The sequence below is a fragment of the Nonomuraea sp. SYSU D8015 genome, from assembly GCF_008065375.1.
Lineage (GTDB): Bacteria > Actinomycetota > Actinomycetes > Streptosporangiales > Streptosporangiaceae > Nonomuraea.
The window spans coordinates 674,526-697,168 of record NZ_VJYI01000001.1 but is presented as its reverse complement, the minus strand read 5'-3'; the positions used below and the strand labels follow the sequence as shown (position 1 = coordinate 697,168).

Annotated in this window: 39 protein-coding genes; 34 read left to right on the top strand and 5 right to left on the bottom strand. The window is 63.0% G+C overall.

Annotation, left to right across the window (positions count from 1 at the left end; all coding sequences use genetic code 11):
• Positions 1-20 precede the first annotated feature (20 nt).
• The 34 genes from ID574_RS05295 (at position 21) to ID574_RS05140 (ending at position 20,585) form a co-directional block, all read left to right on the top strand.
• A complete protein-coding gene (locus tag ID574_RS05295; protein WP_188187589.1) occupies positions 21-2,147 on the top strand; it encodes a glycyl radical enzyme family protein in 2,127 nt (708 codons plus the stop codon).
• Positions 2,148-2,291: 144 nt separating this feature from the next.
• Entirely contained in the window at positions 2,292-3,365 is a 1,074-nt protein-coding gene (locus ID574_RS05290; protein ID WP_188187588.1) for a RecA family protein, read from the top strand.
• Between the two features lie 94 nt (positions 3,366-3,459).
• Entirely contained in the window at positions 3,460-3,843 is a 384-nt protein-coding gene (locus ID574_RS05285; RefSeq protein ID WP_188187587.1) for a hypothetical protein, read from the top strand.
• Positions 3,840-4,124 (top strand): hypothetical protein, encoded by a 285-nt coding sequence (locus ID574_RS05280; protein ID WP_188187586.1) that lies wholly within the window; start codon positions 3,840-3,842, stop codon positions 4,122-4,124. The genes ID574_RS05285 and ID574_RS05280 overlap by 4 nt, the downstream gene beginning before the upstream one ends.
• Positions 4,125-4,714: 590 nt before the next feature.
• Positions 4,715-4,957, top strand: coding sequence for an FDXHR family putative zinc-binding protein (locus ID574_RS62685; protein ID WP_442939219.1), 243 nt, complete (start codon positions 4,715-4,717; stop codon positions 4,955-4,957).
• On the top strand, positions 4,950-5,162 hold the full coding sequence (locus tag ID574_RS05275; RefSeq protein WP_188187585.1) for a hypothetical protein: 213 nt from the start codon (positions 4,950-4,952) through the stop codon (positions 5,160-5,162). The genes ID574_RS62685 and ID574_RS05275 overlap by 8 nt, the downstream gene beginning before the upstream one ends.
• Positions 5,159-5,461 carry a hypothetical protein gene (locus ID574_RS05270; RefSeq protein ID WP_188187584.1) on the top strand — a complete coding sequence of 101 codons (303 nt, stop codon included), beginning with the start codon at positions 5,159-5,161 and terminating at the stop codon, positions 5,459-5,461. The genes ID574_RS05275 and ID574_RS05270 overlap by 4 nt, the downstream gene beginning before the upstream one ends.
• Positions 5,461-5,850 (top strand): WhiB family transcriptional regulator, encoded by a 390-nt coding sequence (locus ID574_RS62680; protein WP_442939218.1) that lies wholly within the window; start codon positions 5,461-5,463, stop codon positions 5,848-5,850. The genes ID574_RS05270 and ID574_RS62680 overlap by 1 nt, the downstream gene beginning before the upstream one ends.
• Positions 5,769-6,998, top strand: coding sequence for a hypothetical protein (locus ID574_RS05260; protein ID WP_188187582.1), 1,230 nt, complete (start codon positions 5,769-5,771; stop codon positions 6,996-6,998). The genes ID574_RS62680 and ID574_RS05260 overlap by 82 nt, the downstream gene beginning before the upstream one ends.
• Positions 6,925-7,272: a hypothetical protein gene (locus ID574_RS05255; RefSeq protein ID WP_188187581.1), complete on the top strand. Its 348-nt coding sequence runs from the start codon at positions 6,925-6,927 to the stop codon at positions 7,270-7,272. The genes ID574_RS05260 and ID574_RS05255 overlap by 74 nt, the downstream gene beginning before the upstream one ends.
• A 60-nt stretch (positions 7,273-7,332) precedes the next feature.
• Positions 7,333-7,974, top strand: coding sequence for an FAD-dependent thymidylate synthase (thyX, locus tag ID574_RS05250; protein WP_223166377.1), 642 nt, complete (start codon positions 7,333-7,335; stop codon positions 7,972-7,974).
• Between the two features lie 11 nt (positions 7,975-7,985).
• Positions 7,986-8,309 carry a hypothetical protein gene (locus tag ID574_RS05245; protein WP_188187579.1) on the top strand — a complete coding sequence of 108 codons (324 nt, stop codon included), beginning with the start codon at positions 7,986-7,988 and terminating at the stop codon, positions 8,307-8,309.
• Positions 8,310-8,370: 61 nt separating this feature from the next.
• Positions 8,371-8,661 (top strand): hypothetical protein, encoded by a 291-nt coding sequence (locus ID574_RS05240; protein ID WP_188187578.1) that lies wholly within the window; start codon positions 8,371-8,373, stop codon positions 8,659-8,661.
• On the top strand, positions 8,658-9,326 hold the full coding sequence (locus tag ID574_RS05235) for a 3'-5' exoribonuclease domain-containing protein (RefSeq protein WP_188187577.1): 669 nt from the start codon (positions 8,658-8,660) through the stop codon (positions 9,324-9,326). The genes ID574_RS05240 and ID574_RS05235 overlap by 4 nt, the downstream gene beginning before the upstream one ends.
• Positions 9,323-9,673 (top strand): hypothetical protein, encoded by a 351-nt coding sequence (locus ID574_RS05230; protein WP_188187576.1) that lies wholly within the window; start codon positions 9,323-9,325, stop codon positions 9,671-9,673. The genes ID574_RS05235 and ID574_RS05230 overlap by 4 nt, the downstream gene beginning before the upstream one ends.
• Positions 9,670-9,999 (top strand): hypothetical protein, encoded by a 330-nt coding sequence (locus ID574_RS05225; protein WP_188187575.1) that lies wholly within the window; start codon positions 9,670-9,672, stop codon positions 9,997-9,999. The genes ID574_RS05230 and ID574_RS05225 overlap by 4 nt, the downstream gene beginning before the upstream one ends.
• Positions 9,999-10,322: a hypothetical protein gene (locus ID574_RS05220; RefSeq protein WP_188187574.1), complete on the top strand. Its 324-nt coding sequence runs from the start codon at positions 9,999-10,001 to the stop codon at positions 10,320-10,322. Before ID574_RS05225 ends, ID574_RS05220 begins: the two co-directional genes overlap by 1 nt.
• Positions 10,319-10,924 (top strand): nucleoside/nucleotide kinase family protein, encoded by a 606-nt coding sequence (locus ID574_RS05215; RefSeq protein WP_188187573.1) that lies wholly within the window; start codon positions 10,319-10,321, stop codon positions 10,922-10,924. The genes ID574_RS05220 and ID574_RS05215 overlap by 4 nt, the downstream gene beginning before the upstream one ends.
• Positions 10,921-11,469 carry a hypothetical protein gene (locus ID574_RS05210; RefSeq protein WP_188187572.1) on the top strand — a complete coding sequence of 183 codons (549 nt, stop codon included), beginning with the start codon at positions 10,921-10,923 and terminating at the stop codon, positions 11,467-11,469. The genes ID574_RS05215 and ID574_RS05210 overlap by 4 nt, the downstream gene beginning before the upstream one ends.
• Before the next feature lie 177 nt (positions 11,470-11,646).
• A complete protein-coding gene (locus ID574_RS05205) occupies positions 11,647-11,940 on the top strand; it encodes a stage V sporulation protein S (RefSeq protein WP_188187571.1) in 294 nt (97 codons plus the stop codon).
• A 272-nt stretch (positions 11,941-12,212) separates the two neighbouring features.
• A complete protein-coding gene (locus ID574_RS05200) occupies positions 12,213-12,536 on the top strand; it encodes a hypothetical protein (protein ID WP_188187570.1) in 324 nt (107 codons plus the stop codon).
• A gap of 35 nt (positions 12,537-12,571) precedes the next feature.
• The gene (locus ID574_RS05195) at positions 12,572-12,811 is read left to right on the top strand and encodes a hypothetical protein (RefSeq protein ID WP_223166376.1); all 240 of its coding nucleotides are present in this window, start codon (positions 12,572-12,574) and stop codon (positions 12,809-12,811) included.
• A complete protein-coding gene (locus ID574_RS05190; RefSeq protein ID WP_188187568.1) occupies positions 12,811-13,317 on the top strand; it encodes a hypothetical protein in 507 nt (168 codons plus the stop codon). Before ID574_RS05195 ends, ID574_RS05190 begins: the two co-directional genes overlap by 1 nt.
• A 75-nt stretch (positions 13,318-13,392) precedes the next feature.
• Complete coding sequence (locus ID574_RS05185; protein WP_188187567.1) at positions 13,393-13,548, top strand: hypothetical protein; 156 nt, start codon at positions 13,393-13,395, stop codon at positions 13,546-13,548.
• A gap of 30 nt (positions 13,549-13,578) precedes the next feature.
• Positions 13,579-13,701 (top strand): hypothetical protein, encoded by a 123-nt coding sequence (locus ID574_RS61470; protein WP_262495940.1) that lies wholly within the window; start codon positions 13,579-13,581, stop codon positions 13,699-13,701.
• Positions 13,698-14,516: a peptidoglycan-binding domain-containing protein gene (locus ID574_RS05180; RefSeq protein WP_188187566.1), complete on the top strand. Its 819-nt coding sequence runs from the start codon at positions 13,698-13,700 to the stop codon at positions 14,514-14,516. The genes ID574_RS61470 and ID574_RS05180 overlap by 4 nt, the downstream gene beginning before the upstream one ends.
• Positions 14,517-14,569: 53 nt before the next feature.
• Positions 14,570-15,028, top strand: coding sequence for a hypothetical protein (locus tag ID574_RS05175; RefSeq protein ID WP_188187565.1), 459 nt, complete (start codon positions 14,570-14,572; stop codon positions 15,026-15,028).
• Between the two features lie 45 nt (positions 15,029-15,073).
• Positions 15,074-15,388, top strand: a complete 315-nt coding sequence (locus ID574_RS05170) for a hypothetical protein (protein WP_188187564.1) — start codon at positions 15,074-15,076, stop codon at positions 15,386-15,388.
• On the top strand, positions 15,388-15,714 hold the full coding sequence (locus tag ID574_RS05165) for a hypothetical protein (protein ID WP_188187563.1): 327 nt from the start codon (positions 15,388-15,390) through the stop codon (positions 15,712-15,714). Before ID574_RS05170 ends, ID574_RS05165 begins: the two co-directional genes overlap by 1 nt.
• Positions 15,711-15,959, top strand: coding sequence for a hypothetical protein (locus tag ID574_RS05160; protein WP_188187562.1), 249 nt, complete (start codon positions 15,711-15,713; stop codon positions 15,957-15,959). The genes ID574_RS05165 and ID574_RS05160 overlap by 4 nt, the downstream gene beginning before the upstream one ends.
• Positions 15,960-16,025: 66 nt before the next feature.
• Positions 16,026-16,976: a hypothetical protein gene (locus tag ID574_RS05155; RefSeq protein ID WP_188187561.1), complete on the top strand. Its 951-nt coding sequence runs from the start codon at positions 16,026-16,028 to the stop codon at positions 16,974-16,976.
• A complete protein-coding gene (locus tag ID574_RS05150; RefSeq protein ID WP_188187560.1) occupies positions 16,973-17,413 on the top strand; it encodes a hypothetical protein in 441 nt (146 codons plus the stop codon). Before ID574_RS05155 ends, ID574_RS05150 begins: the two co-directional genes overlap by 4 nt.
• Before the next feature lie 8 nt (positions 17,414-17,421).
• Positions 17,422-19,107, top strand: a complete 1,686-nt coding sequence (locus tag ID574_RS05145; protein ID WP_188187559.1) for an SPFH domain-containing protein — start codon at positions 17,422-17,424, stop codon at positions 19,105-19,107.
• Positions 19,108-19,112: 5 nt separating this feature from the next.
• Positions 19,113-20,585, top strand: a complete 1,473-nt coding sequence (locus ID574_RS05140) for a hypothetical protein (RefSeq protein ID WP_188187558.1) — start codon at positions 19,113-19,115, stop codon at positions 20,583-20,585.
• Between the two features lie 80 nt (positions 20,586-20,665).
• On the opposite strand, the gene ID574_RS05135 is transcribed toward ID574_RS05140, so the two are convergent.
• Genes ID574_RS05135 through ID574_RS05115 form a run of 5 tightly spaced genes read right to left on the bottom strand, consistent with a single transcriptional unit; the run spans position 20,666 to position 22,610 of the window.
• Positions 20,666-20,920, bottom strand: a complete 255-nt coding sequence (locus ID574_RS05135) for a hypothetical protein (protein WP_188187557.1) — start codon at positions 20,918-20,920, stop codon at positions 20,666-20,668.
• A 59-nt stretch (positions 20,921-20,979) separates the two neighbouring features.
• Positions 20,980-21,300 (bottom strand): hypothetical protein, encoded by a 321-nt coding sequence (locus ID574_RS05130; RefSeq protein WP_188187556.1) that lies wholly within the window; start codon positions 21,298-21,300, stop codon positions 20,980-20,982.
• Positions 21,297-21,710 carry a hypothetical protein gene (locus ID574_RS05125; protein WP_188187555.1) on the bottom strand — a complete coding sequence of 138 codons (414 nt, stop codon included), beginning with the start codon at positions 21,708-21,710 and terminating at the stop codon, positions 21,297-21,299. Before ID574_RS05125 ends, ID574_RS05130 begins: the two co-directional genes overlap by 4 nt.
• A complete protein-coding gene (locus tag ID574_RS05120; protein ID WP_188187554.1) occupies positions 21,707-22,228 on the bottom strand; it encodes a hypothetical protein in 522 nt (173 codons plus the stop codon). Before ID574_RS05120 ends, ID574_RS05125 begins: the two co-directional genes overlap by 4 nt.
• The gene (locus ID574_RS05115) at positions 22,221-22,610 is read right to left on the bottom strand and encodes a hypothetical protein (protein ID WP_188187553.1); all 390 of its coding nucleotides are present in this window, start codon (positions 22,608-22,610) and stop codon (positions 22,221-22,223) included. Before ID574_RS05115 ends, ID574_RS05120 begins: the two co-directional genes overlap by 8 nt.
• Positions 22,611-22,643 lie beyond the last annotated feature (33 nt).

Genomic DNA, 22,643 nt, shown 5'->3' with positions numbered 1-22,643 from the left:
CGCAGAGAAAGCCGCTTTCTGTGACCATTCTTAACCCCGATGGTTCCCTCAAGGACCCGTTTCGCAACTACATCGTCCTTTCCCGCTATGCCAGGTGGCTGGAGGAGGAAGGCCGTCGCGAGACGTGGGCCGAGACCGTAGACCGCTACATGAACTTCATGCGCGGTCACCTCGCCGAGAAGTTCGCCTATGAGATTCCGGCTGACACCTACGCCGAGGTTCGCGAGGCGATTCGCGAGATGGAAGTCCTGCCGTCCATGAGAGCGCTCATGACGGCTGGCCCCGCGCTTCAGCGGGAGAACATGGCGGCTTTCAACTGTAGCTATCTCCCCATCGCCGACCTGGCCGCCTTCCACGAGATCCTCTACATCCTCATGTGTGGCACGGGTGTGGGATTCTCCGTCGAGCACCGCTACATCTCCCAGCTCCCGGCCGTGGCCGAGATCTTCGAGACGCCAGAGACCGTGATCGTCGTGGAGGACTCCAAGGAGGGCTGGGCCATCGCCTACCGCGAGCTGCTGCGCAGCATGTGGATCGAGGGCAAGCAGCCGGGCTGGGACCTGTCGCTGATCCGCCCGGCCGGAGCGCGGCTGAAGACCTTCGGTGGCAGGGCCTCCGGCCCCGGACCTCTGGCCGAGCTGTTTGCGTACACCGCCGAGCTGCTGTGGGAGGCCCAGGGCCGCCAGCTCACGTCCCTCGAAGTCCACGACCTGGCCTGCAAGATCGCCAGCGTCGTCGTCGTGGGCGGTGTGCGCCGGTCGGCGATGATCAGCCTGTCCGACCTCGAAGACACCGACATGGCCAAGGCAAAGTCGGGCGAGTGGTGGACGGTCGCTCCCCACCGCAGCCTGGCCAACAACTCCGCCGTCATCTACGACAGCCTCACGCGCGAGCAATTCGACAAGGAGTGGGACAACCTGGTCGCCTCCGGCAGCGGTGAGCGTGGCCTGATCAACCGTGACGCTCTGCGCCGGACCGCCTCCCGCTGGGGCCGCCGTAACCCCAATATTGAGTATGGTGTCAACCCTTGTAGCGAAATTGTTATGCGACCTTATGGCCTGTGCAACCTGTCCGAGGTCGTCGTCCAGAGCCGTGACACCCACGAAGACCTGCTGCGTAAGGCCAGGATCGCCGCCATTCTCGGCACCTGGCAGTCCACCCTGACCAAGTTCAACACCGACATCCTGCGCCCGGAGTGGACGAAGAACGCGGAAGATGAGCGCCTGCTGGGCGTGAGCCAGACGGGCATCGTCAACAGCCCCGCTTTCGTGGCCGCCGGTCAGGGCGACCCTTGGTCCTGGGCGGAGCTGGAGGACCTCCGCGACGCGGTTCGCTGGGTCAACCTCAACCTCGCCGACGAGATCGGCATTCCGGCCAGCGCCGCCGCGACCTGTGTCAAGCCCTCCGGTACCGCCAGCTCCGCCGCTGGCGTCTCGGCTGGCATCCACGCCTACCACGCGCCGTACTACCTGCGCACGGTCCGGGCGGATGAGAAGGACCCGCTGGCCGCTCTCATGATCGACGCCGGGATTCCGCACGAGCGCGACGTGATGCAGCCGAGCAACTGGGTCTTCACCTTCCCCATGCGGGCTCCAAAGGGCGCACTGACCCGCAAGGACATGACCGCCATCGAGCACCTCGAACTGTGGCTCGCGTTCCAGAAGTACTGGTGCGAGCACAAGCCCAGCATCACCGTTTCGGTTCGCGGCGCGAAGGTCACCGATCCCGGCCCCTTCCCCGAGGACCTCGCACTCCGGCTCATCGCTCACGCCCTGACGCTGGAAGACAAGGTCACCCTCATGAGAATGGCCGGTGACAACCCGGCCTTGCTCAAGGGCTACGACCCGGACAAGGGCGACGCTCTGAGCTTCATGCGCTCCCTGGTCTCCTACACCTACGAGTGGGACGAAGTTCGGGAGTGGGTCTGGGAGCACCGGGCCGACCTGTCCGGCGTTTCCTTCCTCCCCTTCTCCGATCACACGTACAAGCAGGCCCCCTACCAGGAGGTCACGAAGGAGGAGTACGAAGCCGCCGTCGCGGCCATGCCGTCCGTCCGCTGGGCCGACCTCAGCTTCTATGAGTTCGACGACATGACGACCGGCAGCCAGGAGTACGCCTGCTCCGCAGCGGGCTGCGACGTGCAGTAGATAGCCATTTCTCAGAGAATCCCCGTGCCAGTTGGTGCGGGGATTTCCTCGTTTAACCAGTTACTAGGTTAGTGGAACCGGGGCGAGCGGACCCAATAGCGTTGATCGTGTTCAAAGCCGATGGTCAGTAAAGGGAACTCACTCATGGGACTCGATAGCGATGCACTCGCGCTGATCGCCAAGGTTCGGAAGACGCACGGGGAGAATTCGATCACCCTCGCTTCCGACATCGCGACTGGGCAGTACATCACCAGCGGGTCCCTTGCGCTGGATGTAATGCTCGGCGGCGGGTGGCCCACGAACAAGTGGACCGAAATCATCGGGAAGGAAAGCCACGGGAAGACCACGATCGTCCTCAAGACCATCGCGGCCAACCAGGCTCTCAACCCAGAATTCACCACCCTCTGGATAGCCGCCGAGCATTACAACCGCGAACGCGCGGAAGAGTTGGGAGTAGACAATGATCGAGTAATCGTCATCCCTACGCAGGCGATGGAATTCGCCTACCAGACCATCTTGGAATTCGCGGCCTCGCGCACCGTTGACTGCATAGTCCTGGACTCCTACCCCGCCCTCACTCCCTCTGAGGAGTCGGAAAAGGAAATGAGCGAGGCCGTCATGGCGGTCGGCGCTCGCTTGACCGGGAAGTTCTTCCGCAAGGTCGGTGAGGCCATGATCCGCAGCATGGATGGCAGCGACAGGGCACTCACCTGTTTCTTCATCAACCAGTGGCGCGACCAGATCGGCGGATACAGCCCGCGCGGAACACCGAAAACAACGCCCGGCGGCAACGCCAAGAATTACGCCTTCTGGTGCCGGGTCGAGATCACACGAGACGAGTTCATCGACGAAGCCCGCCCCGGAAAGGGCAAGGTGCGCGTCGGTCAGGTCATCAAGGCGAAGACGGTTAAGAACAAGAGCGCTCCCCCGCAGCGGGTCGCGAGCGTGGACTTCTACTTCGCCGACGCGCCCCTTCTCGGATATTTCCGGGGGGACTACGACCTGGCCAAGGAATACCTCGTGTACGCCGTTCTGTACGACGTCATCCGCCGTGGCGGTGCTATCTACACCTACGGCGATCGGAAGTGGAAGGGCAAGGAAGATCTTCTCGGCAGCATCCGCGAGGAGCTGGACCTGCAAGAAGAGCTTCGCTCGAAGATTCTCATCGAGGCCGCAAAGCCCGACTCCGAGCGCATGAGAGAGCAGGAATCCGAATGATCTGGGACATCATCGTCTACATCTTCGCTGGCATCGGCTTTTGCTACGTCGCTGCTGTTGTCTACGTCCTGCTCGCTTACATGATCGGTAGTCGATGAGCGAACTCGACTGGAGCGACGAATTCGGCGGCCTGGAGGAGTTCATCAAGGTTCTCGGCCACGAAGTACTCCTCCGAGTCGAAGACGGCTTCTACAGGGGAAACACCCGTCTGCTTCTTCGTGACACGAAAGGCCGGTACGGCGTGGTCAACCTGGAGGGCTGCTCCGGCTGCTACCTCGCCGCCGTGTGCCGGACCCAGGAGCAGGCCGACCGGCTGCTTACAGGTATCCGCCGGGACATCGTCTGGAAGCACAACGCCCGCGCGATGCGGGACTACCTCCAGACGCTCCAGTGGACCTCCGGCGAGCCGACCAAGACTGAAGAATTTCGGGCCGAAGCAATCGACCTACTCACCCAGATCATGGAGAACCCCCAGTGAATCGCCCTCTCATCGCCGGTCTCGCCGCTGCGGCGGCCCTGACCTTGTCGGCCTGCGGGTCGAATGACGCCTGCTACACCGACACGGGCGCGAGTGGAGATGGTGGCGTCGAGATCGAGTTCGACATCAACCACCGCCCCACCGCCACCCGCTACGTGCCAGTCCGGCCGACGCAGGCGCAGCCGAAGGTAGTGACCCCACCGAAGGTGCAGACGCAGCCCAAGATCGTCACGCCTCCCAAGGTGGAGCCGCCCAAGCCGCAGGTGAAGGTGGGCAAGTAATGGCTGCTGAGATCTTCTACACCCTGCGATTGCTGCTCCTCTGCGCTTTCCTCCTCGGCATGGCGTGGATCGGCCTGAAGATGTGGAGAGACTAGTGAGGCCCGGCTGGCTGATCGCCGCTGCCGCTGGCGCTGTGGTCGGCATCGTGGCTGGATGCAGCACCAACACCCCGGCTGTGGCCCAGCAGAACCCCCCAGTGATCTACTCCTGGACGCACGAGGACACAGGCGGAAACTTCTGGGCCGAGACACAGATACGGCTGTCTGACGGCTGGTACGTGACGTGCGTGATCTACGACGGCTACCGCGCAGGTGGCCCCTCCTGCGACTGGACCCACCCACACAGGGAGATCACGCGATGAAGGTAATCCTCGGTCTCGGCCTGCTGGCCGGAATGCTCACCCTCCTGGCCGCTGACGCCATCTGGAGCGCATACGAGGACATGCGCAAGCGCTGCGAAAACGGGGAGTGCTGAATGTCCGCTCACAGAAGAGATCGCCGTGTCGAAGACGGCGTGGTGTGGATCCTCGCAGGCGTCGGCGCGCTCATCCTCGGTCTCATCGCTCTGTTTGTTGTGCTGGTGGTGCTCTGATGATTACCTGCGGCGGTTGCCCTGCTGAGTGGGGCGGAGAAACCCGCGCTCACTGCTCCGGCTGTCACCGGACCTTTACTGGCATCACGGCCTTCGACGTGCACCACAAGGGCGGCGAGTGCTGGCCGCCAAGACAGGTCGGTCTGGAAGCCCTCCACACGTCTGGCAACCAGATCCTCTGGGGCAAGCCCCGCGAGGGCGAACTTCCGGCGGCGTGGGTGAAGGAGGCCGCTAATGCGTAAGCGTCTCATGACCTTGGCCACCTGGCTGGACCAGCTCGATTTCGTGTCCGCTGTTCTGGGGTTCATGGCCATGTGGGCTGCCATGGCGGTCGTCGCTGGGATCTTCCAGTGGAATGTGGTGCGGATCGCCGAGAACCTCGCCGTCTTCGTCATCATGATGGGTTGGCTCACCGAGCGGCTGATGCGCAGGAGTCAGCAGAAGTGAGCAAGATACACCGAGCCTCTCAGAACCAAGAGAAGCGGACGGCCAAGCAGTGGGAAGGCACTCGAAACTCGGGTTCTGGAAACGGCTGGGTCAGAAAAAACGACGTCAGATCCGCGCGCTTCTCCATCGAATGCAAAACCACCTCCGCCGCCTCCTACCGGCTCACGGACAAGGAATTGCGGGAAGCGGAGAAGATAGCGCTCATGGACGGCAGAACCATGGTCTTCCAGATCGAAATGTGCGGCCGAAAGTGGGACGTCATCGCCGACGAAGATCTACGCGAGATGGTCGGTGAGTAGTGGTTCTGCGTCTCCGTATCCCATCGATCAACTGGGGGTCTGCCGGGGCTCGTTGCGTGCACCACGCCAGGCCACATATCGACGACGACCCTTGGTTCGACCCCGCGCAGTACCCGGAAGTCCTGGGCGTCTGTAACGGCAACGACGTCTACGACGGCCCCTGCCCTGCTCGGGACTACTGCCTGAGATTCGCCTGTGTGAACAACGAAAGCGCCGGAACGTGGGGCGGAATGCTCCCCCACGATCGGCACAAATTGCGGCAAGAGGCTAAGGCCACAGGGATTCCCCTGAAGGAGGTGAACTGGGAATGGCACCCGCCAACGGAACCGGACGCGCCGGAGGAAGAAATCCTGGCGCAGGCAGCGGACGAGGACGACGACCTGCCGTAAAGCTGACCGGCACTCTCGCCGAAATCAGCAAGCGCAAGGGAACGCACTGGGACGTTCTCGGGGACATCTCCAACGACCTGGCCGCCGAGCACCTCAAGCCGATCGACCGCCGTACCGACGTCATCCACCCCTCGGAGATGGCGAAGGACGACTGGTGCGCCCGCAACACCTTCTACCGGATCATGAACGCCCGCGCCGGTAAGCTGATGACCAAGGGCGAGTTCAACTTCCAGCAGGAAGGCATTTTCGCCACAGGACACGCGCTCCACGACAAATGGCAGGGTTGGCTCCGACTGGGTGGCGACCTCTACGGCCAGTGGAAGTGCATGCACTGCGGCTGGCTTACCGGCATTCAGCTCGACCCGGTCACCTGCCCACAGTGCAAATCCCCGGCCGTGCGGTATGCCGAGGTGCCGATTCGGGCCGAGAAGGAATTCCTGATTGAGGGCCACTCCGACGGCATGCTGCTGAAGAAGGCCCGGCTGATCGAAATCAAGACGATCGGCATGGGAACCCTCCGCATGGACGCGCCCAAGCTGCTCCAGAAGTACTACTTCGAGAGCGAAGAGGCGGGCAAGAAGCTCTACGACCTGGACGGCTTGTGGGCCGACCTTCAGGAGCCGCTGCCTAGCCATGTCCGCCAGCTCCAGATATACCTCTACATCACGATGCGCCTCATGGGCCTGGAGGTCCGGCGCGGCTCCTTCATCTACGAATTCAAGCCCAACCAGGCGACGAAGGAATTCGGGATCACGCTGGACCTGTCCGTCGTAGAGCCTCTTCTGGAGAAGGCCACCGCGATCAAGGATGCCGTCTACCAAACCGGGACGATCCCAGAGCGCGAATTCGACCGCGATTCCTCCACTTGTAAAGCCTGCCCCTACTTCTCCCAGTGCTGGAGCGACGTTGCGCCGAATCAGCAGAACCAAGACGTCCGAGACGAAGCCGACCAGCCAAGCAAGTCGCGCAGCAACGCTCGCGCTGGAAGCCGCCGGACTGGAGCTGCCCGAGCAGCCCGACGAGTCCCGGCCGCGACTGCCGAAGGACCTGACGGAGCTGGCGGACGCCGAGCTGATGGAGCTGTTCGCCCTGCTCAACGCATGGGTCGCCTACGCCGGAGGCCAACTCAGTCTGGCGGCGATCGATGAGAAGGACGCGGAGGCAGAGCTGGACGTGCGCCGGGCTCGGGTTCTCATCAGCGGCAAAGCCGCGAAATCAGTCTCCGCCGCAAAAGCCGCCGCCGATGAAGACCCCGACGTTGTAGAGGCCCGCCAGGTCGTGACCAACGCCTACGCCGTTCGGAAACTCACGGAGACCGTTTACGAGGCCCTGGAAAGGGATGTCTTCCTCGTCTCCCGCGAACTCACCAGAAGGACCGGCCGCGCCGATCGCGAGGCCAGAAACAATCGCTGGAACAACTAACCGGAGCACAATTTGGAAGTCACTGTAATTGCCTCCACTCGCCTCAACGGCGGGAGGGTCGTGGATGAGAAGCTCAAGTACTTGCCAGTCGATCCTAAGCCGGATGGCGGCTGGCCAGGCCACACCGAATCCCTGACGGAATTCGCGGGAAGGTTGTGCTACCAGAGCTGGGAGAAGAAGAACCCGGCGACGCAGAAGAACGCCGACTACGTCGCCCACATCATCGCCCAGGGACACCTGTCCATCCTGGAGCACTCCTCCGCCACGCTGTACGTGCAGGACGTCTCCAGGGCCTTCCTGGCGGAGATCACCAGACACCGGCACCTGTCCTTCAGCGTCATCAGCCAGCGCTACTGCGCGCCGGATGACAAGCCGGTCATTCCGCCCGCTATCGCCGGGGATCACGAGCTGGTCATGGCCCTTACCGCTCGCTATGAGGAAATGCTGAGCTGGTACAACTCCCTCGCCACAGAACTCATCTCCAAGGGCCTCAAGCGCAAGCAGGCGCGCGAAGCCGCCCGCGCCGTCCTGCCGAACATGACGCCCGTCGAAATGGTCGTCACCGGCAATTTCCGGGCCTGGCGCGAGGTCATCCAGCGTCGCATCGCTCCCGCTGCCGACGCCGAAATTCAGCAATTCGCGCGTATGGCGCTCACTGTCCTGTCCGAAATCGACTCGGCCGCCTTCGCGGACCTCATCTAAGGAGAACTGAAATGAACAGCTTCCTGCCTTCCTACCTCACTCCCCCTGCTGCTGAGCCCACCGTCGAAGTGAACATCGTGATCAAGGACTGGCGCGGTAGGGACATCACCGTCGGCAGCAAGGTCCTCTACGCCTCCGAGTACGGATCCTCCTACTCCATGGTCGAAGGTGAGGTCACGAAGATCGTCACCCGGAAGGGCTGGTCCTGGGAGAGCGACAAGACGGTCACCAAGGTCACCGTCAAGCCGGAGCGTCGCTCGCGTGGCAACGGTCGGTACTACCAGGCCGACACCGTGACCATCTCTCGGATCGAGAACCTCACCGTCGTTGGCTGACCACCCCCGCAGGCCGCGCCGCCCGGCGCGGCCTCTCACTCGAACTCTAAAAGGAATCCCTGTGTCTGACACCGTTCTCGACGTCCCGCCCTTCGACCGCTCCCCGCGCATCGTGGACGAGAAGCTCCCCAAGACCATCTACCTGCTCGTTGGCAGCAACCGCGACCGGCCCTACACCACCAAGGGTCACCTCACCCAGCGTCTCAACGCCATGTCGGACGCCGAGCTGGAAAGGACGAAGGTGTACGCCACATGGACGGGGATCCACTACGGCCTTTCCGGCTGGGTGGACGTCACTGACCGCTTCATCCTCCCGCAGGACGCGTCTACCAAAGAGGGAGAGGACGCGTGAGGATCTACTACGACCTGGAGTTCTACGACTCCGGCCGCGTGATCGACCTGATCTCGATCGGCATGGTCGCTGACGATGGGCGTGAACTGTACGCGATCAGCGCAGAACTGCCGTACACCGCGCTCCAGGAGCACGCGTTCCTGCGTGAGCACGTCGCCCCGCACCTGCCAGTGCGCCTGACCGAGGCCGACGGCTGGGAGTGCTGGGACTTCCAGCACCAGGACATGTCCAAGGTCCTGTACCAGAGCCAGATGCGTGAGGCTGTCTCCAAGTTCGTTGCCGACACGCCGCACCCGGAGCTGTTCGCCTACTTCGGCGCTTACGATCACGTCGGCCTGGCCCAGATTTTCGGGCCGATGGCGGAGCTTCCCAAGCACGTCCCCATGTATACGAACGACCTGATGACGGAGGCCCGCAGGCTCGGAAGGCCGAAGCTCCCCGACCAGCAGGGCATCGTCCACCACGCGCTGTACGACGCCCGCTGGAACAAGGAGATCGGCGACTTCCTCACCCAGTACGAGGCCGAGCTGAACCGGCCGACGCTGGACCTGCTCGTGGAGCTGGCCTCCGGCGAATGGCTGCGGTCGAGCGGTGACCAGAGCTGGGAAGCCAAGGCGGCCAATCTCATGGTCCGCGCCAAGAACCTGCTGTTGGAGGCGGCGTGAACGCTGAGACGCTCAATTACCTGGAGAAGCTGGCGGATGAGGTTGTCCAGGACTTCTGGCCCGGCAAGCCGGGAGACCCGGAGTTCACCGCCAGGCGCTTCCCTGACGGCCTGCGCCTGACCGACGACGAATACGGCCGAGACCTCACCTTCTACCTGGTCATGCGCGAGGTCGCTCCGGAGCTGGTGCGCCAGAGCAAGGCCATCAACGATCTGGTGGCGTGCGTGCTCAGCGATGACTTCAGGAGTGTCATGAGAACGCACCCTGACCAGGCTGAAATTAAGCTCCGTCAACTCGCTGTGCGAGCACAGGGACCGGGGCCGCGTTCCAGAAAGTCGGGCGAATGAAAAAGTCCTCCAAGAAGATCGAACTCGCGAGCATCGCCACCATTGCCGCCCTGGTGATGACGGCCTGCTCGTCCGGACCTGACGTGGTCGCCGACTGCGTAGAACGTACCCCGCAGCCGGACGGTACGCATCGAATCGTGGCTGACGAGAACTGCGACAGAGGCCACAGCGCTTTCTACTACATCTACGGCGGCTCCAGCCATGGCGGATATGTCCGTGGCGGAACCACCATCCGGCCGTCGAACGCCAACATCTCTACCCGTTCCGGAACGGTTATTTCTCGGGGCGGATTCGGTGGCGGCGGACGCGGAGGTTCGGGCGGCTGATGATGATTCTCGAAGACGTGCCTTTCGACTCGAAGGGCAACATGGTGCGTGATACGTCCTGGATACAGGGAATCACTCGCCGCACTGTCACGCCTTTCCTGGCGACTCTGATGTACGCCGGATATGACCGGCGGACGTCGTCGTTCTCGATTCTCTGGGAAGACCGGAACGGCCACAAATTCCCGATGTTCTGGAGCGACTTCGACAAGATGCTTCCGGACATCTATCTCGGGAAGGGCGTAGTTGTCGGGTGGTGGCGAGTCGTCAAGCGCAGCGGTTACTTCGGCATTCAGCGCATTCCTGATGACGAGGTGCCGAAGTGAGTCTCCGGATTATCGGCCTGAGCGGATACGCGGGCGCGGGGAAGGACACGGTAGCCGACCTTCTGGTCCGTGAGCACGGCTACAGGAAGTTTGCCTTCGCCGACCGGCTCAAAGAGCTGTTGCTGGAGATCGACCCCATCATTGATGCTCCCGGCTTCGAGGACACCCGTGGAGTGCCGCTCGACTGGTCCTGCCGCCGTGTGAGCGATCTTGTAGAGGATCTCGGATGGGACGACGCCAAGCGCAAGTTCCCGGAGGTCCGTCGTTTGCTCCAGGTCACCGGGGAGGCCGTCAAGAGCCTGATCAACCCGTATGTCTGGGTTGGCCAGGTACTTGAGCAGCTCCCGAACTCGGGGCGGGTGGTGATCTCCGACGTGCGCTTCCTCCACGAGGCAAAGGCCCTGAGCGATCGTGTCCACATGCTTCGCGGTCAGTTCAAGGTGGTTCGCGTTCATCGCGATGGCGTAGGACCCGTCAACGATCACGTTAGCGAGTACTTCTCGCCAGGGACGGAAGACCACCTGCTCGACCTCTCGGCCACTGACCTGTCCGACATGCCGCTCAAGGTGCGTGAGCTGGCCGAGCTGGTGGAGACCTGGTGAGCCTCTTTTTGGGGATCGACCAGTCCTTTGGTGGCTTCGGCCTGACGCGACTGTACGACGGCTACGCCGATATCTCCGTGGTGAAATTCACCGCGACCAAGTACGGCAAGGGCGTGGACCGGCTCATGCACGTTGAACGGTGGTTGGGGGAGCAGATCTGTCTGCTGCCGGAGTATCCGGTTCACGTGGCGATGGAGGGATTCTCGCGCGACTCCCAGAACCGGCGGGAAGAGGCCGGATCTCTCGCCTACGCGGTAAAGCGGGTACTGCGCTGGCACCTTCCCGAGCCAGCCTGCTACCCCACGATCATCGCTCCGACCAAGGTCAAACTCTTTGCTTCCGGAAAGGGGAACGCCAGCAAACAGGAGGTGATCGACGGCGTGAAGGAAAGGTGGGGAATCGAGTGCAAGAACGACAACGAGGCCGACTCCTACACTCTCGCCAGAATGGCTAAGTATCTCACCGAGGGATACGGCTCTGACGCCCGCCTCCACGAAATTCGGGCAATCAAGGAGGTAGTGCTACACACAGAACGTGTGGCATAATAGGACACAGATCGGACTGGAGTCATGCACTTTCCTTTCTGTGTGTGTTGGTGATCCCTGGGAGAGGCCCCCGACCCGCTTGAGCGGGCGGGGGCTTTTCTCGTTATAAACCTTGCGCTCCTTTTCCCTAATCTGAAACAGACGGCTCAGATTGGGAAACCCGAAAAGGAGAAACACATGGTTTCCGAGATTGAAGAGAATGACGACAAGTCGGTGCTGCTCCGCGTGTCTGCCAGCAGCGACGCTGCGAAGCTTGCGAGCGCCATCGCCCACGCCATCTACAACGGCAAGCAGGTCAGCCTTCGAGCCATTGGGGCGGGTGCGGTGAATCAGACCTCGAAGGGTATCGCCATCGCTCAGTCGTACGTCGGCTCGCGCGGCATCACGCTGGCCGCGAGGATCGGCTTCACGACGGTAGAAATGGCGGACGGCAAGGTCAGTGCGCTGGTTTACAAGATTCTCGTCGATTGACCGTAGGCTGATAGAGACCCGTTGCTAAGGAGCGCAGTGGAGAACAGAACCGAAGCCTTCGCATCTTCGGCCATGTCGTCTGGCACGCGCCCTTATCAGGGTGGCTACCGGCCTACTTCGGTGCTGGAGCAGATCCAGCCCAGCACTCTGGGATTCGGGGAATCGGAGAGAAACAGGCTCCTGCCGGGCCAAGTGCTTCCCTCTAGAAACGGCGTATCAGAGTCCACGTATCAAAAGCTGCTCTGGTTCCAATAACCGTTTTGGAGGAAATCGTGGGTGACAAGACCACGACCAAGTTCCCGACCATGGGTACGGAGGCGGCCAACGTCCGCAACGTCTCCGGCGCTCCGTCCTCGTACACCAAGCCCGTTCGGAAGTCCGGTAATGCCAAGGGCGGCATGATCGAGGCCGCGCTGAGTGAGGGCGTCCGGCGTCAGACCCACGAGCGTCACGGCGCGACCTACGCTCCGCGTGCTCAGATGGTCGTCGGCAACGACCCGGCCGAGTCGGCAAACCTGCGTAACACCCGGATCGTCCGGTCGGCCGTCGGCAACCGCGACTTCTGGGCGAAGCGCCAGTACGGGCAGGGGATGTAATGCCGCTTCCCGCAATCGCAGCAATCGCCTCTCGTGTGCTGCCCATGCTGGCTGGTGAGGCTGGCGGTGTTGCCAGTGCTGCCGGTGGCGCAGTCGCGCGTACGGCTGCCAGCGGCGCTACCCGCATGGGCGCGTCGGCCGGAACCGCTTCTCGCGTCGGCGAGTTCGCGAATTCGGCTACCAGCAACATCGTCAGCGGCGTCAGCAGCCTGGGCGGCAACGGCGGACAGCCTGAACAGCCGCAGCAGACCGAGCAGCGATCGATCTGGATCTGATGGCCCGCCAGTACTCCGCTAACTCCTGGTACGTCCCGCAGGGCCAGAGTGAGGCTCTGGCCACAGGCGGAGGCGGGAGCCTGCCCGTCAACTGGCGGGACGTCCTGGACGCGCGCCGGAGTGGTGACGATCCGCGTACGCCGGAGGCCCAGTACCCGGACGGCTATCTGGGCAACGTGCCGTCCAGGCGTGGTGACCGGCTGCTCGACCGCGTCAAGCTGAAGATCAACTCGCGGCCTGGGCCGACTGGTGTTCATGCCGGTATCCGGATCTCGCCTGACGATTACGACTGGCCGAGCGACTTCAATATGGCGACGTCGCTCGAACACCAGGCACAGGGGAAGAAGTGGGCTCCGAAGGGAGCACCGGAAGAGCACCTCGTGAATAACGGGAAGACGGAAGTTCTCGGCCCCGTGGAAATGCGCAAGAAGGAAGACAAGTTCTCGACCAGTCAGTACACCTCTCACCGGCTGGCCGAGTTTCTCCCGAGCTGGCGTCTCGGCTGAATTATAAAAAGTCCGGTTCCTCCCCATAACCTATTGCTTGTACGTTTCATCGTCAGCAATGGAAGAGGACCGGACATGGCTTATCCGCAGCCGCGATCCATGAACGCCAGCCTCGCTAAGGGCGTGCGCGAGGGCGCTGAGTACGACCCGACGCCGAATCGCGATGGTGCCGTTTCCGCGCCCACTGCCATCGAGTTCCGCGCTTACCGGCGCAGCTACGGCGTCCGCTGACCGTCTATCTAACCGGGATAAGGAGCACCCATGGAACCCGTCCCCGTCCGGCCGAAGCACGGCGCTGGCCTGACCGAGCACGACCGCGACCCGGCCATCCACATCGTGGACGAGCTGGAGCTTCCTGAGTGGGTTGAGGAGTACCGGCATTGATCGGCATCAGCTCCGCCGAATTCCTGGCCGTGGCCAAGGAGCAGATCGGCACGACCGAAGGTAAGGGCGGCGTCACTAAGTACGGCAAGTGGTACGGGGACCGCGTCGCGAACGCTGCCTTCGACGCCGCCGCCTGGTGTGACATGAGCCTCGCGTGGATCGCCTACGAGGCGGGCAGGCGTAAGGGCGGCGAGCAGGTCGCAGAGAACGCCCTCAAGCAGGCCGGATGTTTCGCCTACACCGTGTGGCATGCCCAGTGGTTCGCCAAGAAGGGCCGTTTCGGCACCCAGGCCCGGAAGGGTGCCTTCGTCTATTTCGACTGGGGCGCGAGCAAGGGCATCTCCGCCATTGACCACGTCGGCGTCGTCGCCGGTAGGACCTCTGACGGCCTGCTCATCACCTATGAGGGCAACGTCAGCAACGGCTTCAGGAAGCTCTACCGCAGCTACCGAAACATCGTTGGCTTCGGCTACCCCTCGTACGCGGAGCCCGGCCAGGTCGAGCCCGAGCCTGCGAAGGATGACAAGCCGAGCGTCAAGACCGCGCCAAAGTTTCCGCTTCCCTCCGGCCACTATTTCGGCATCAAGTCCGCCATTCCGGAATGTCACGCTGGCACCACGCCCGTGGACAAGAAGAACATCCGGCTTCTCCAGTCCCGGCTGAAGGAACGCGGCTGGAAGATCACCGTTGACGGCGAATTCGGCCCCCAGACCAAGGCCATCGTCATGGACTTCCAGGCGGATAAGGGCGTCAAGGCAGACGGCCTCGTTGGTGCCCGTACCTGGCCCCTCTTCTGGACCGCCCCCATCACCTGAGAAGGAATACCCGAACCACTATGCGTCTACTGCTTTGCGGCACATGCGGCTCCATGGAGGAGCTGCCGGACTACGAAGGCCCCGTTGAGGGTGACCATCTCCTTGATGTCCTCGTTTCCCGCCACCGTTTCCCGTCGGGTGCTGAGCACGGTGGCGGGCTGCTGATTCGGGACATCAAGGAGGAGCACTGGGCCGATCCGCAGATCCGCCAGCAGATCATCCAGCAAATCGACGCCCGGACCGCTGAGGGTCTCGGCAACCACTTCTACGACTCGAAGAACACCTTCCAGGAAGACGCTGGCAAGTGCTGGAAAGAGCACAACAGGACGAAGAACTGCGGCGACTACATGTCAGACCGCAAGCGCCTTCTGCCGGACACCCGAGCTGAGCGCAAGGAAGCCGGGCTCGACTACAAGAACCGGCCCAACACCTTCCTCTGCAATTTCTGCCCTTACCACCAGATCGTCGAGCAGCGGCGCAACAAGGCCAAGTATTACGACTACAACGAATAGGAGCAAGATATGTGGTTCATTAGGAAATCGAAGCACGAACGGATCGTGGATGATCTGCGCTACGACCTGGCCATTGCTCAGGGTGCTCGCGACACCGCCTACCGCGATCGTGACAACGCCTACCGCGAGGCTGAGGCCGCCAAGAGGGAGACCGGTCGCTGGCGGGCACGAGCTGAGCAGCTCCAGATGACTCCGGAGTACAAGGCCGACGCGGAGGCCGCGTACCTCCGTGGTGAGTCTGCCGGTTTGCGCCGCCGTCTGACCGACTTCTCCGACGCTGCTGCTCGGGAGCTGGTCGCCGCCGAGTGGGGTCTCCCGGTGGACACCAAGCTCGTCACGAGCGCCGGAGGTGACGCCTGATGAACACTGGCGGTGCTGCGAATATCGGCGAGACGAGGCCGGAGACCGAGGAGCTTCAGGTCACCTGGGCGTACGTCACCCTAATGACGCCGCAGGGCATGGTGGTCACGACGGATGACCCGTCGATGCTGGCTGACAAGATCAAGCCCGTTCGCCAGCCGACGGCTGATGAGATCGACGGCGCGTGCGCGACCACCCGCACGGATATCGCGGCCCAGAAGACGGCGGCGCAGGTCCACCACGGCATGATGGCCGCTGCGCGAGCTTCTCAGGAGCAGGCCATGACGCAGCAGATCATGCAGAACATGCGGATGCCCGGCCAGTGATCAAACGCTTCGTCATAATCGCAGGCAGTTACCGCTACGCCGAGCCCACCATAAGGAAGCTCAAGGAGCTGGGCCACCACGCTGATTACGCGCATGATTTGACCCGGCTTCAGGGCGTGGGGCAAGACGCGATCATCGTGATCGGACCAGGCTTCTACGACAGACGCGACATGACCGAACTGCTCGCATATGTTGCGTCACTGAAACTCATGGGATTGAAGGTCATCAGCCACGCTGCCATATAGAAAGCGCCGGGCGACCGGCGCTTTCTGCACTAACGAGCTAAAAGCCTAAAAAGGTAGGCTTGGAATGTGGCCATCGAGAACAAATACCTCCGCCAAGCAGCCGGAATAGCTATCACACAAGGCGAATCCGGCTACTTCTCGACGCCACGAAACGATCTCGACCCGAACATCTTCCAGGGCCAGAAAATCCGGCCCGAGGTAAGGACTCACGTCCTCAATACCCTGTACGGATTTCTGTCCCAGCACTTCCACCGGCCACAGGCATGGAGCAAGGTCTGGATTGCCGGTTCCGGCGTCTCCTATCAGTGGGCAGCCGGGCGCGGAAATGGTGACCTCGACTGCCTTTTCGGCGTGGACTGGATAGCCTTCCGCAAGCACAACCCGAACTACGCGGGATTGGGCAATAGCGAAGCGGCCACGCTCATCAACACCCTGCTCCGTGACCACCTGTGGCCGCGCACCGCTCATACGCGTTTCGGGAAGCAGTTCTACGAGCTGACCTTCTACGTCAACGTCAACACGGGCCTGGACATCAGGAGCATCAGGCCCTATGCGGCGTATGACCTGACCACCGACACGTGGAGCGTCCGGCCGCCGAAGCTTCCCAGCGACCCGGCCAGCTTGTTCCCGCCTGCATGGAAGTCCGCCATCGCCACGGAGGCTCGCCAGGCTGCCCAGATCGTCAAGCGCTTCCACAAGGCCGCCGTAGACGCCGAGCAGGCGCAGCCGAATTCGGGGGCCTGGACGAACGCCCGAGCCGTCATGAACCTCGCTGAGGCTCAGGCCGCCGCCCTATTCGAGGACATCCACACCGGCCGTCGAGCTGCCTTCTCCGACCAGGGAGCGGGCTATTCGGACTGGGCCAACTTCCGCTGGCAGAGCCACAAGAAGAACGGCGTCGTCAACGCGCTCCGCGCAATCTCCCAGCTCCGCGACCGGCCCAGCATGTCGATCGAGGACATCCACAACGAGCTGCTCAAGTCCCAACTCGCATCCATTCCCGGAGTACGCCTGTGATCTCCTGCGCCCTCACCATCTGGGGCATCCTCCGCGACCCCATCAGCCGCCAGCCAAGCGACCATGGCCGCACCCTGCTTGCTTCCCTCATGCAGGGCTACCGCGTACACCTGCTCGCCGACGAACCGGCCGACGAAGAGTGGCTGCGCCTGGAGAAGTTCACCGGCTACGTATCGCTCAGCCTCCCCCGCCCCGGACACCCGATGCATGACGAGCGCCTCTATCAGGTCGCCCAGCTCCGCGCGGGCGGACCTCTCGACCTCGTTGTGGATCCCGATCCCCGCGTCTGCGCTGACCTGTTCAACGTCGGCCAGGCAACCCTGCTCTACAGCCATCCCCGGTACACCCACCTGCGGCACCGCCCCGGACTTCGAGCCTGGGCCGACCTGGAGCACGTCATCGACACCACGCGCCAGCTCGAAGCGAATGCCGCCTAGGAGAGAAAGTGTCCGCATCCCCTTTTAACTACTCGACGGTGTCTTCGCCGGGCACGAACGCCAAGAACACCGCAACCAAGAGTTCCCAGAAGTGGGGCTTCACCACATTCAAGGAAAGGCGGGAGAAGCGATACCGCGAGGAAGTCCGCCGCACCAGGCAGCAGGACTTCTACGACAGGCGCGATTACAGCGTTGGCAAGGACATCGAGAAGGAGCAGCACATCCAGCGAATCCGCTGGGATGCCGCACGGGCGCACGACGCGGCCAAGGCGCAGGCGCGCTCACGCGAGCGCTGGGCAGCATTCCGCGACTCCGAAGCACAGGCGGATATTTCGACGGTTACCGGTGGTCGCCGTGCGGAATTCCAGCACGCTCAGAAGCTCCGCCACACCGGGGATTTCCAGTCGCAGCGCGTGTCCCACGAGGACGCGATGAACCGCACCGCCCAGAGCCACGCAGCGACCATGGGCGACATCAACGCCGAGGCTGTCCGGAAGGTGGGCGAAGCCAAGGCGGAGACGGCTTTCAACGTCTCCTACTCCACCACCTACGGCAAGGGAAAGGGCGTCGCCGACGGCGCGCAGATGCAGGGCCAGGTCAGGGCCGACAACATCCGCATGCACGCAGCGGCAGATGCCGACGCGAGCCGCACCAGGGCCACGGGCATTGCCGACGCGGACAAGATCAAGGCACGGGGCAAGGCCGCCTCCGCGAAGATCGGACTCACCACCGCCGACCACGAGGCCGAGGCAACCCGCCTGCGTGCCCGAGGCACCGCCGACGCCGAGCGGATCAAGTCCCGCGCCCGCATCGGAGCCGCCCGCGACGACGTCACCGCCGCTGGCCACCAGGCCGAGGCCACCCTAATTCGTGCACAGGGCACCGCCGACGCCGCCCGCAAGGTCGGCCAGGGCCGCGCCGACGCTACCCGCAAGATCGCGCGTGGCAAGCTCGACGCTGCCTCCGCTGCCCCCGGCATCGCTGACCACGAGGCGGCAGCAGCGCGAATCCGGGCAGAGGGAGACGCTCGTGCCGCACAGATCCGCGCCCAGGGCAACGTCAACGCTCGTCAGATCCGGGCAACCGAGCCCACCATCACGCCGGGCAGGAGGCTGGGCGGTGCGCTGCCTGCTGAGCCCAAGCCAAAGGCCACCAAGGTAGCGGCCGAGCCCAAGCCGGTGACCGGCGGCTCTACCCGCAGCTACGGCCCCCTCAGCTCGCCCAAGTCTGCCGCCGTACAGCCCTCCCCCGTCAATCAGCAGCAGATCCCGGCACCGACCCGCGAGCCAGAGCCCGCCGCGCCCAAGGCTCCCAGGCCGAAGTCCAGCAGGACCAGAAAGCCCGCCGTCGGCGCGGGTCAGCAGGCCCTTGACGTCCGCCCGTCCACTACCCCCACCAAGAATCCGGCTCCAAGAGGAGGCACCCCCGTGTCCCAGCTCCACCAGCGCCCCGTTCAGACCCGTCAGATCGGGGGAACACAGCGGATCGACGCGTCCGGCCGCAGCGGCGTCAAGGCGTCCTGGTCCCATCAGGACACACCGGACGCCAAGGAATACGGGACCCACGTCGATGCCCTCGTTCCCGGCATCCCCAGGGAAACCCGCATGGCTGCCGCCAAGACACCGGGCTACCGCTCCCCCAGCGTTGAAGAGGTCGAGACCCGGAGCAAGCGCCTGGGCCGGAGCGCCGACTAACCACGATGACCCGCCTCTACTACGCGGGAGCTGAGATTCCATCGTGGCGTACCTTCCTGCACTCGCAGGGAGTGCGCCACGTCTCGCTCTCCTTCATCGGACTCTCCAGACGCGTCAAATTCGTCCGCCCGTGGCTCCTATCCACGAAATTCCGGGATGATACGGAAATCCTGCTCGACTCAGGCGGGTACAGCCTACGGGCCAATCCGGAGAAGTATCGCGAACACCAGCTAATGGACTTCGCGAAGAAGTACAAGGCATTCGTCGCCGCCAACGTAGAGCGCGCCTCGCTCATCGGCGGCTGGGACGTCCCTTGCTACCCGCTCACAGACCTCGAAGTCGCCGAGATGGCCGGAGACAAGTACCTGCCCATCTGGCACGCAGAGGACGGCCTGCCGCGCCTGCGGGAACTGGCCGACACGTACGGGCGCGTAGGCGTCCCCCAGACGAGCGTGGGCGGCCGGGACATCATGCCGGTACTCCGTACCCTGGCTCGCTCTGGAATCAAGCTACACGGCGTTGCCATGACGAAGCCGGACATCCTTGAGGCTCTTCCGTGGGACTCGGCCGCGAGTACCTCGTGGCTATCCCCCAGCCAGTACAACGACACGATCGTCTGGACCGGAAATGAGCTGAAGAGGTATCCCAAGAAATACGCGGAGCAGGCGCGCAAGCGTCACCGGCAGCTCTTTGTCAAGAACGGGTTCGATGCTGAGCTGATCGAGTCCGGCGACTCCAACGAGCTGTTGCGCCTTTCCCTGTGGAGCTGGCAGCGGTACATCGACCATCTGAATGAGAAAAGGCTAGTTACTGTGGACACTGAAAACCGTAGATGGAGTTTTGCGGAAGAAGGCGACGAAACAGTTGCCAACGACCCCTCCGAGAAGCGGAAAAGGCTAGCAACTCCCAGGCGTCGTGAAGCCGCGAAAATCGCCCCTGGATTCGGGGTCGAAGAGGTGGAAGAGCGCGTTGTCGGCGAAGACGGGAACTTCACCACACGCAAGCTCAATCTGATCAATGTCAGCGGAGAGAGCCAGCGGCTCTGCGATACGTGCTTCCTGAACCCCTCATGCCAGGAGTTCGAGCCCGGCGCAACGTGCGTCTACAAGCTGCCGGTGGAGGCTCGTACAGTCGAGCAGAAGCGCCGCATTCAGGATATGTATATCGAGATCCAGAGCCAGCGCGTAGCCGCCATGTATGCCGCTGAGCAGCAGGAAGGCGGCTACGCTGACCCCAACCTCACGCGCGAGGTGGAGGTCCTGCACAAGATGCTGAGCACTGTCATGTCCCAGGACGCCGAGGGCTTCAGCATGACCATCAAGGCCAGCGGACGCGCGGCGGCCGGGACTGGTCTCGTTGGCCAGCTCTTCGGAGACAAGGCCGCCGAGAAGGCGCAGGCGCTCCCCGAGGCCGTGCCCGCAGACGACGTGCTGAAGCAGATGGGCGTGATCCCTGGCGAAATTATCAGGGAAAGTTAGTAACTGGGATCATAGGGAAATGCGGTGGAACCGCGTTTGAGCAACAAAAAAGCCCCCGGCGTCAGCCGAGGGCTTTTGAGTTAAGGGATGTAGACCGTGTGCTCGTCGATGATCACATAGTCGATCAGCCGTAACCCCCTGCTCGCACACTCCTCCTGGGCACGTTGCCGAAGTTCGGGAGAGATCTTGATGTGGCTGTCCAGTTTGCCTCGCGACTTCACCCAGTCGAGCGAGTACGGACGCCTGTACTCGTCCCAGGTAGGTACGACGTCCCGGCCCTCGTCGGCTGGCCGGTCGCCCGTCGTGGTGGAATGTACGACCCTGCGAGTAGGCATGCGGTAGATCCTCGTTCGTCCGACTCTCGCAAGGATCTTACCCGCCGTCCATCACTTGCTCAGATGCCGCCTTCAGGGCTGTTAACGTAGCTCTCCATGCGTTCGAGATAGTGAGCCATCACATCCGCCTGGCCCGACTTGCTGTAGAGCAGCATGTGGTCTCTTGGCCGCTCCAAGGGGCCGTACCTGACCTGGTAGACGTTCTCGCCCGCCTCGTAGCAGAACGCCAGGGCGTAGAGGTGCTCGGCCGTCTCCCCTTCCGGAATTTTCGGGAGGAGGGTCAAGGCGTCTACCGTGACGTCCCACTCCGCTCCCAGATAATCCCGGATGTGCCGGGCGTCCCTGACGGCGTCGGTGCTCTCGTACCCGCGCGGATTCATTCGCTCTCCTTCACAACTACGATCGGCCTAGGGTCCGGGATCGCCTGACCGAGCGGCCCCCGCGTCATGACGGCCATGCCCCACGCGTACCAGTGCTGAACCACCATGCCGTCGGCGGTCTTCATGGTGATCTTCGCCCCCGTGTCGCCGCCCTCGTGGAGTGCGTTCTCCGCCTCGAAAGTAACCGGGATGAGGTCCAGATCGCCGATGCCCTTGTACCAGTACTGGGCGTTCCCCATGGGCTTGCCGTCCCGAACGTAGATGTCGCCGTCGGTCAGCTCGTCCAGGTACGCGGCCACCGTCATGGTCGTCACGCCGCCCAGCGACGCACGCACCAGCAGCCCGTGAGGCTCGAAGTCCCCATGCTCCACGTAGGCGTACACGATCTTCTGCTTGAGGTTCTCGCTCATGCGCTCTTCCTCATCCTCTCCTCGTCGGCATCGCAGCCAGGGCACGAGTCGCTCAGCCTGTATCCGTGATCGCACTGCGTGGCTCTGGTCACGTGGTAGGCCGGACCGAAGAACCATTTCGACCACGCCCGCAGGATCTCGCGCGTCAGGGGACCGTCCAGGACCGCGACCGGAGGCACCTCGCACTCGAATTCGGGGTTGTAGGAGAAGCTCAGAACCTCGCCGTTATATGCGTAGTTGTTCCCGTTCTCGTCCTCGAACCAGGCGTAATCGTTGTTCCACGGCTCAGACGGTGTCTTCAGAATCGCCTTCCAGCGAAGCTTCAGCGCCGGAGAGAGTACCGGGGAACCGACCTCGCGAACGTAGTAGACGGCCTTACCCCAGAACTCCCGCTCGTACTCCGTTGCGTCGCCCCGGAAAACTCGGCTCTGATTTGCGATGTAATTCCGCTTCCACCAGTCCCAGTCATAAATCTGTGTACCGTCATCGAACAGCTCGATGATTTTGCGCTCACGCATAGCGCAGAGCCTCCTCAGGCACGTTGATCGTCTCGAAGGCAGCCCGAGATATCCGCAGCCGCACTCCTTCCGGGATGCCGAGCATTTGGTCCGTGCGATACTTGTACGGCGTGCTGGGCAGGCCCCACTCCACCAGGCCGCGCTGTGTGAGGTCCCTGAACACCATGGACAGGAACAGCTCCGTCAGGCCCGTCAGCTCCACCAGCTCCGGCACCTCTATCCAGTTGTAGCCGTCACCGTCGAAGGTCGCCCGCACGGCGTGTGCCGTCATGGTGAGCAGCACGAGCCGCTCATTCGGGCGCATTCCCTTGCCCGCCCGGATCTGAGCGAAGGCCCAGTCCATAGCGTCACCGCGCTGGCCGTAGTTACCGTGTATCGCCACGTTCTTTCTCCCGTCTCTGTGTGTCCTGAGCAG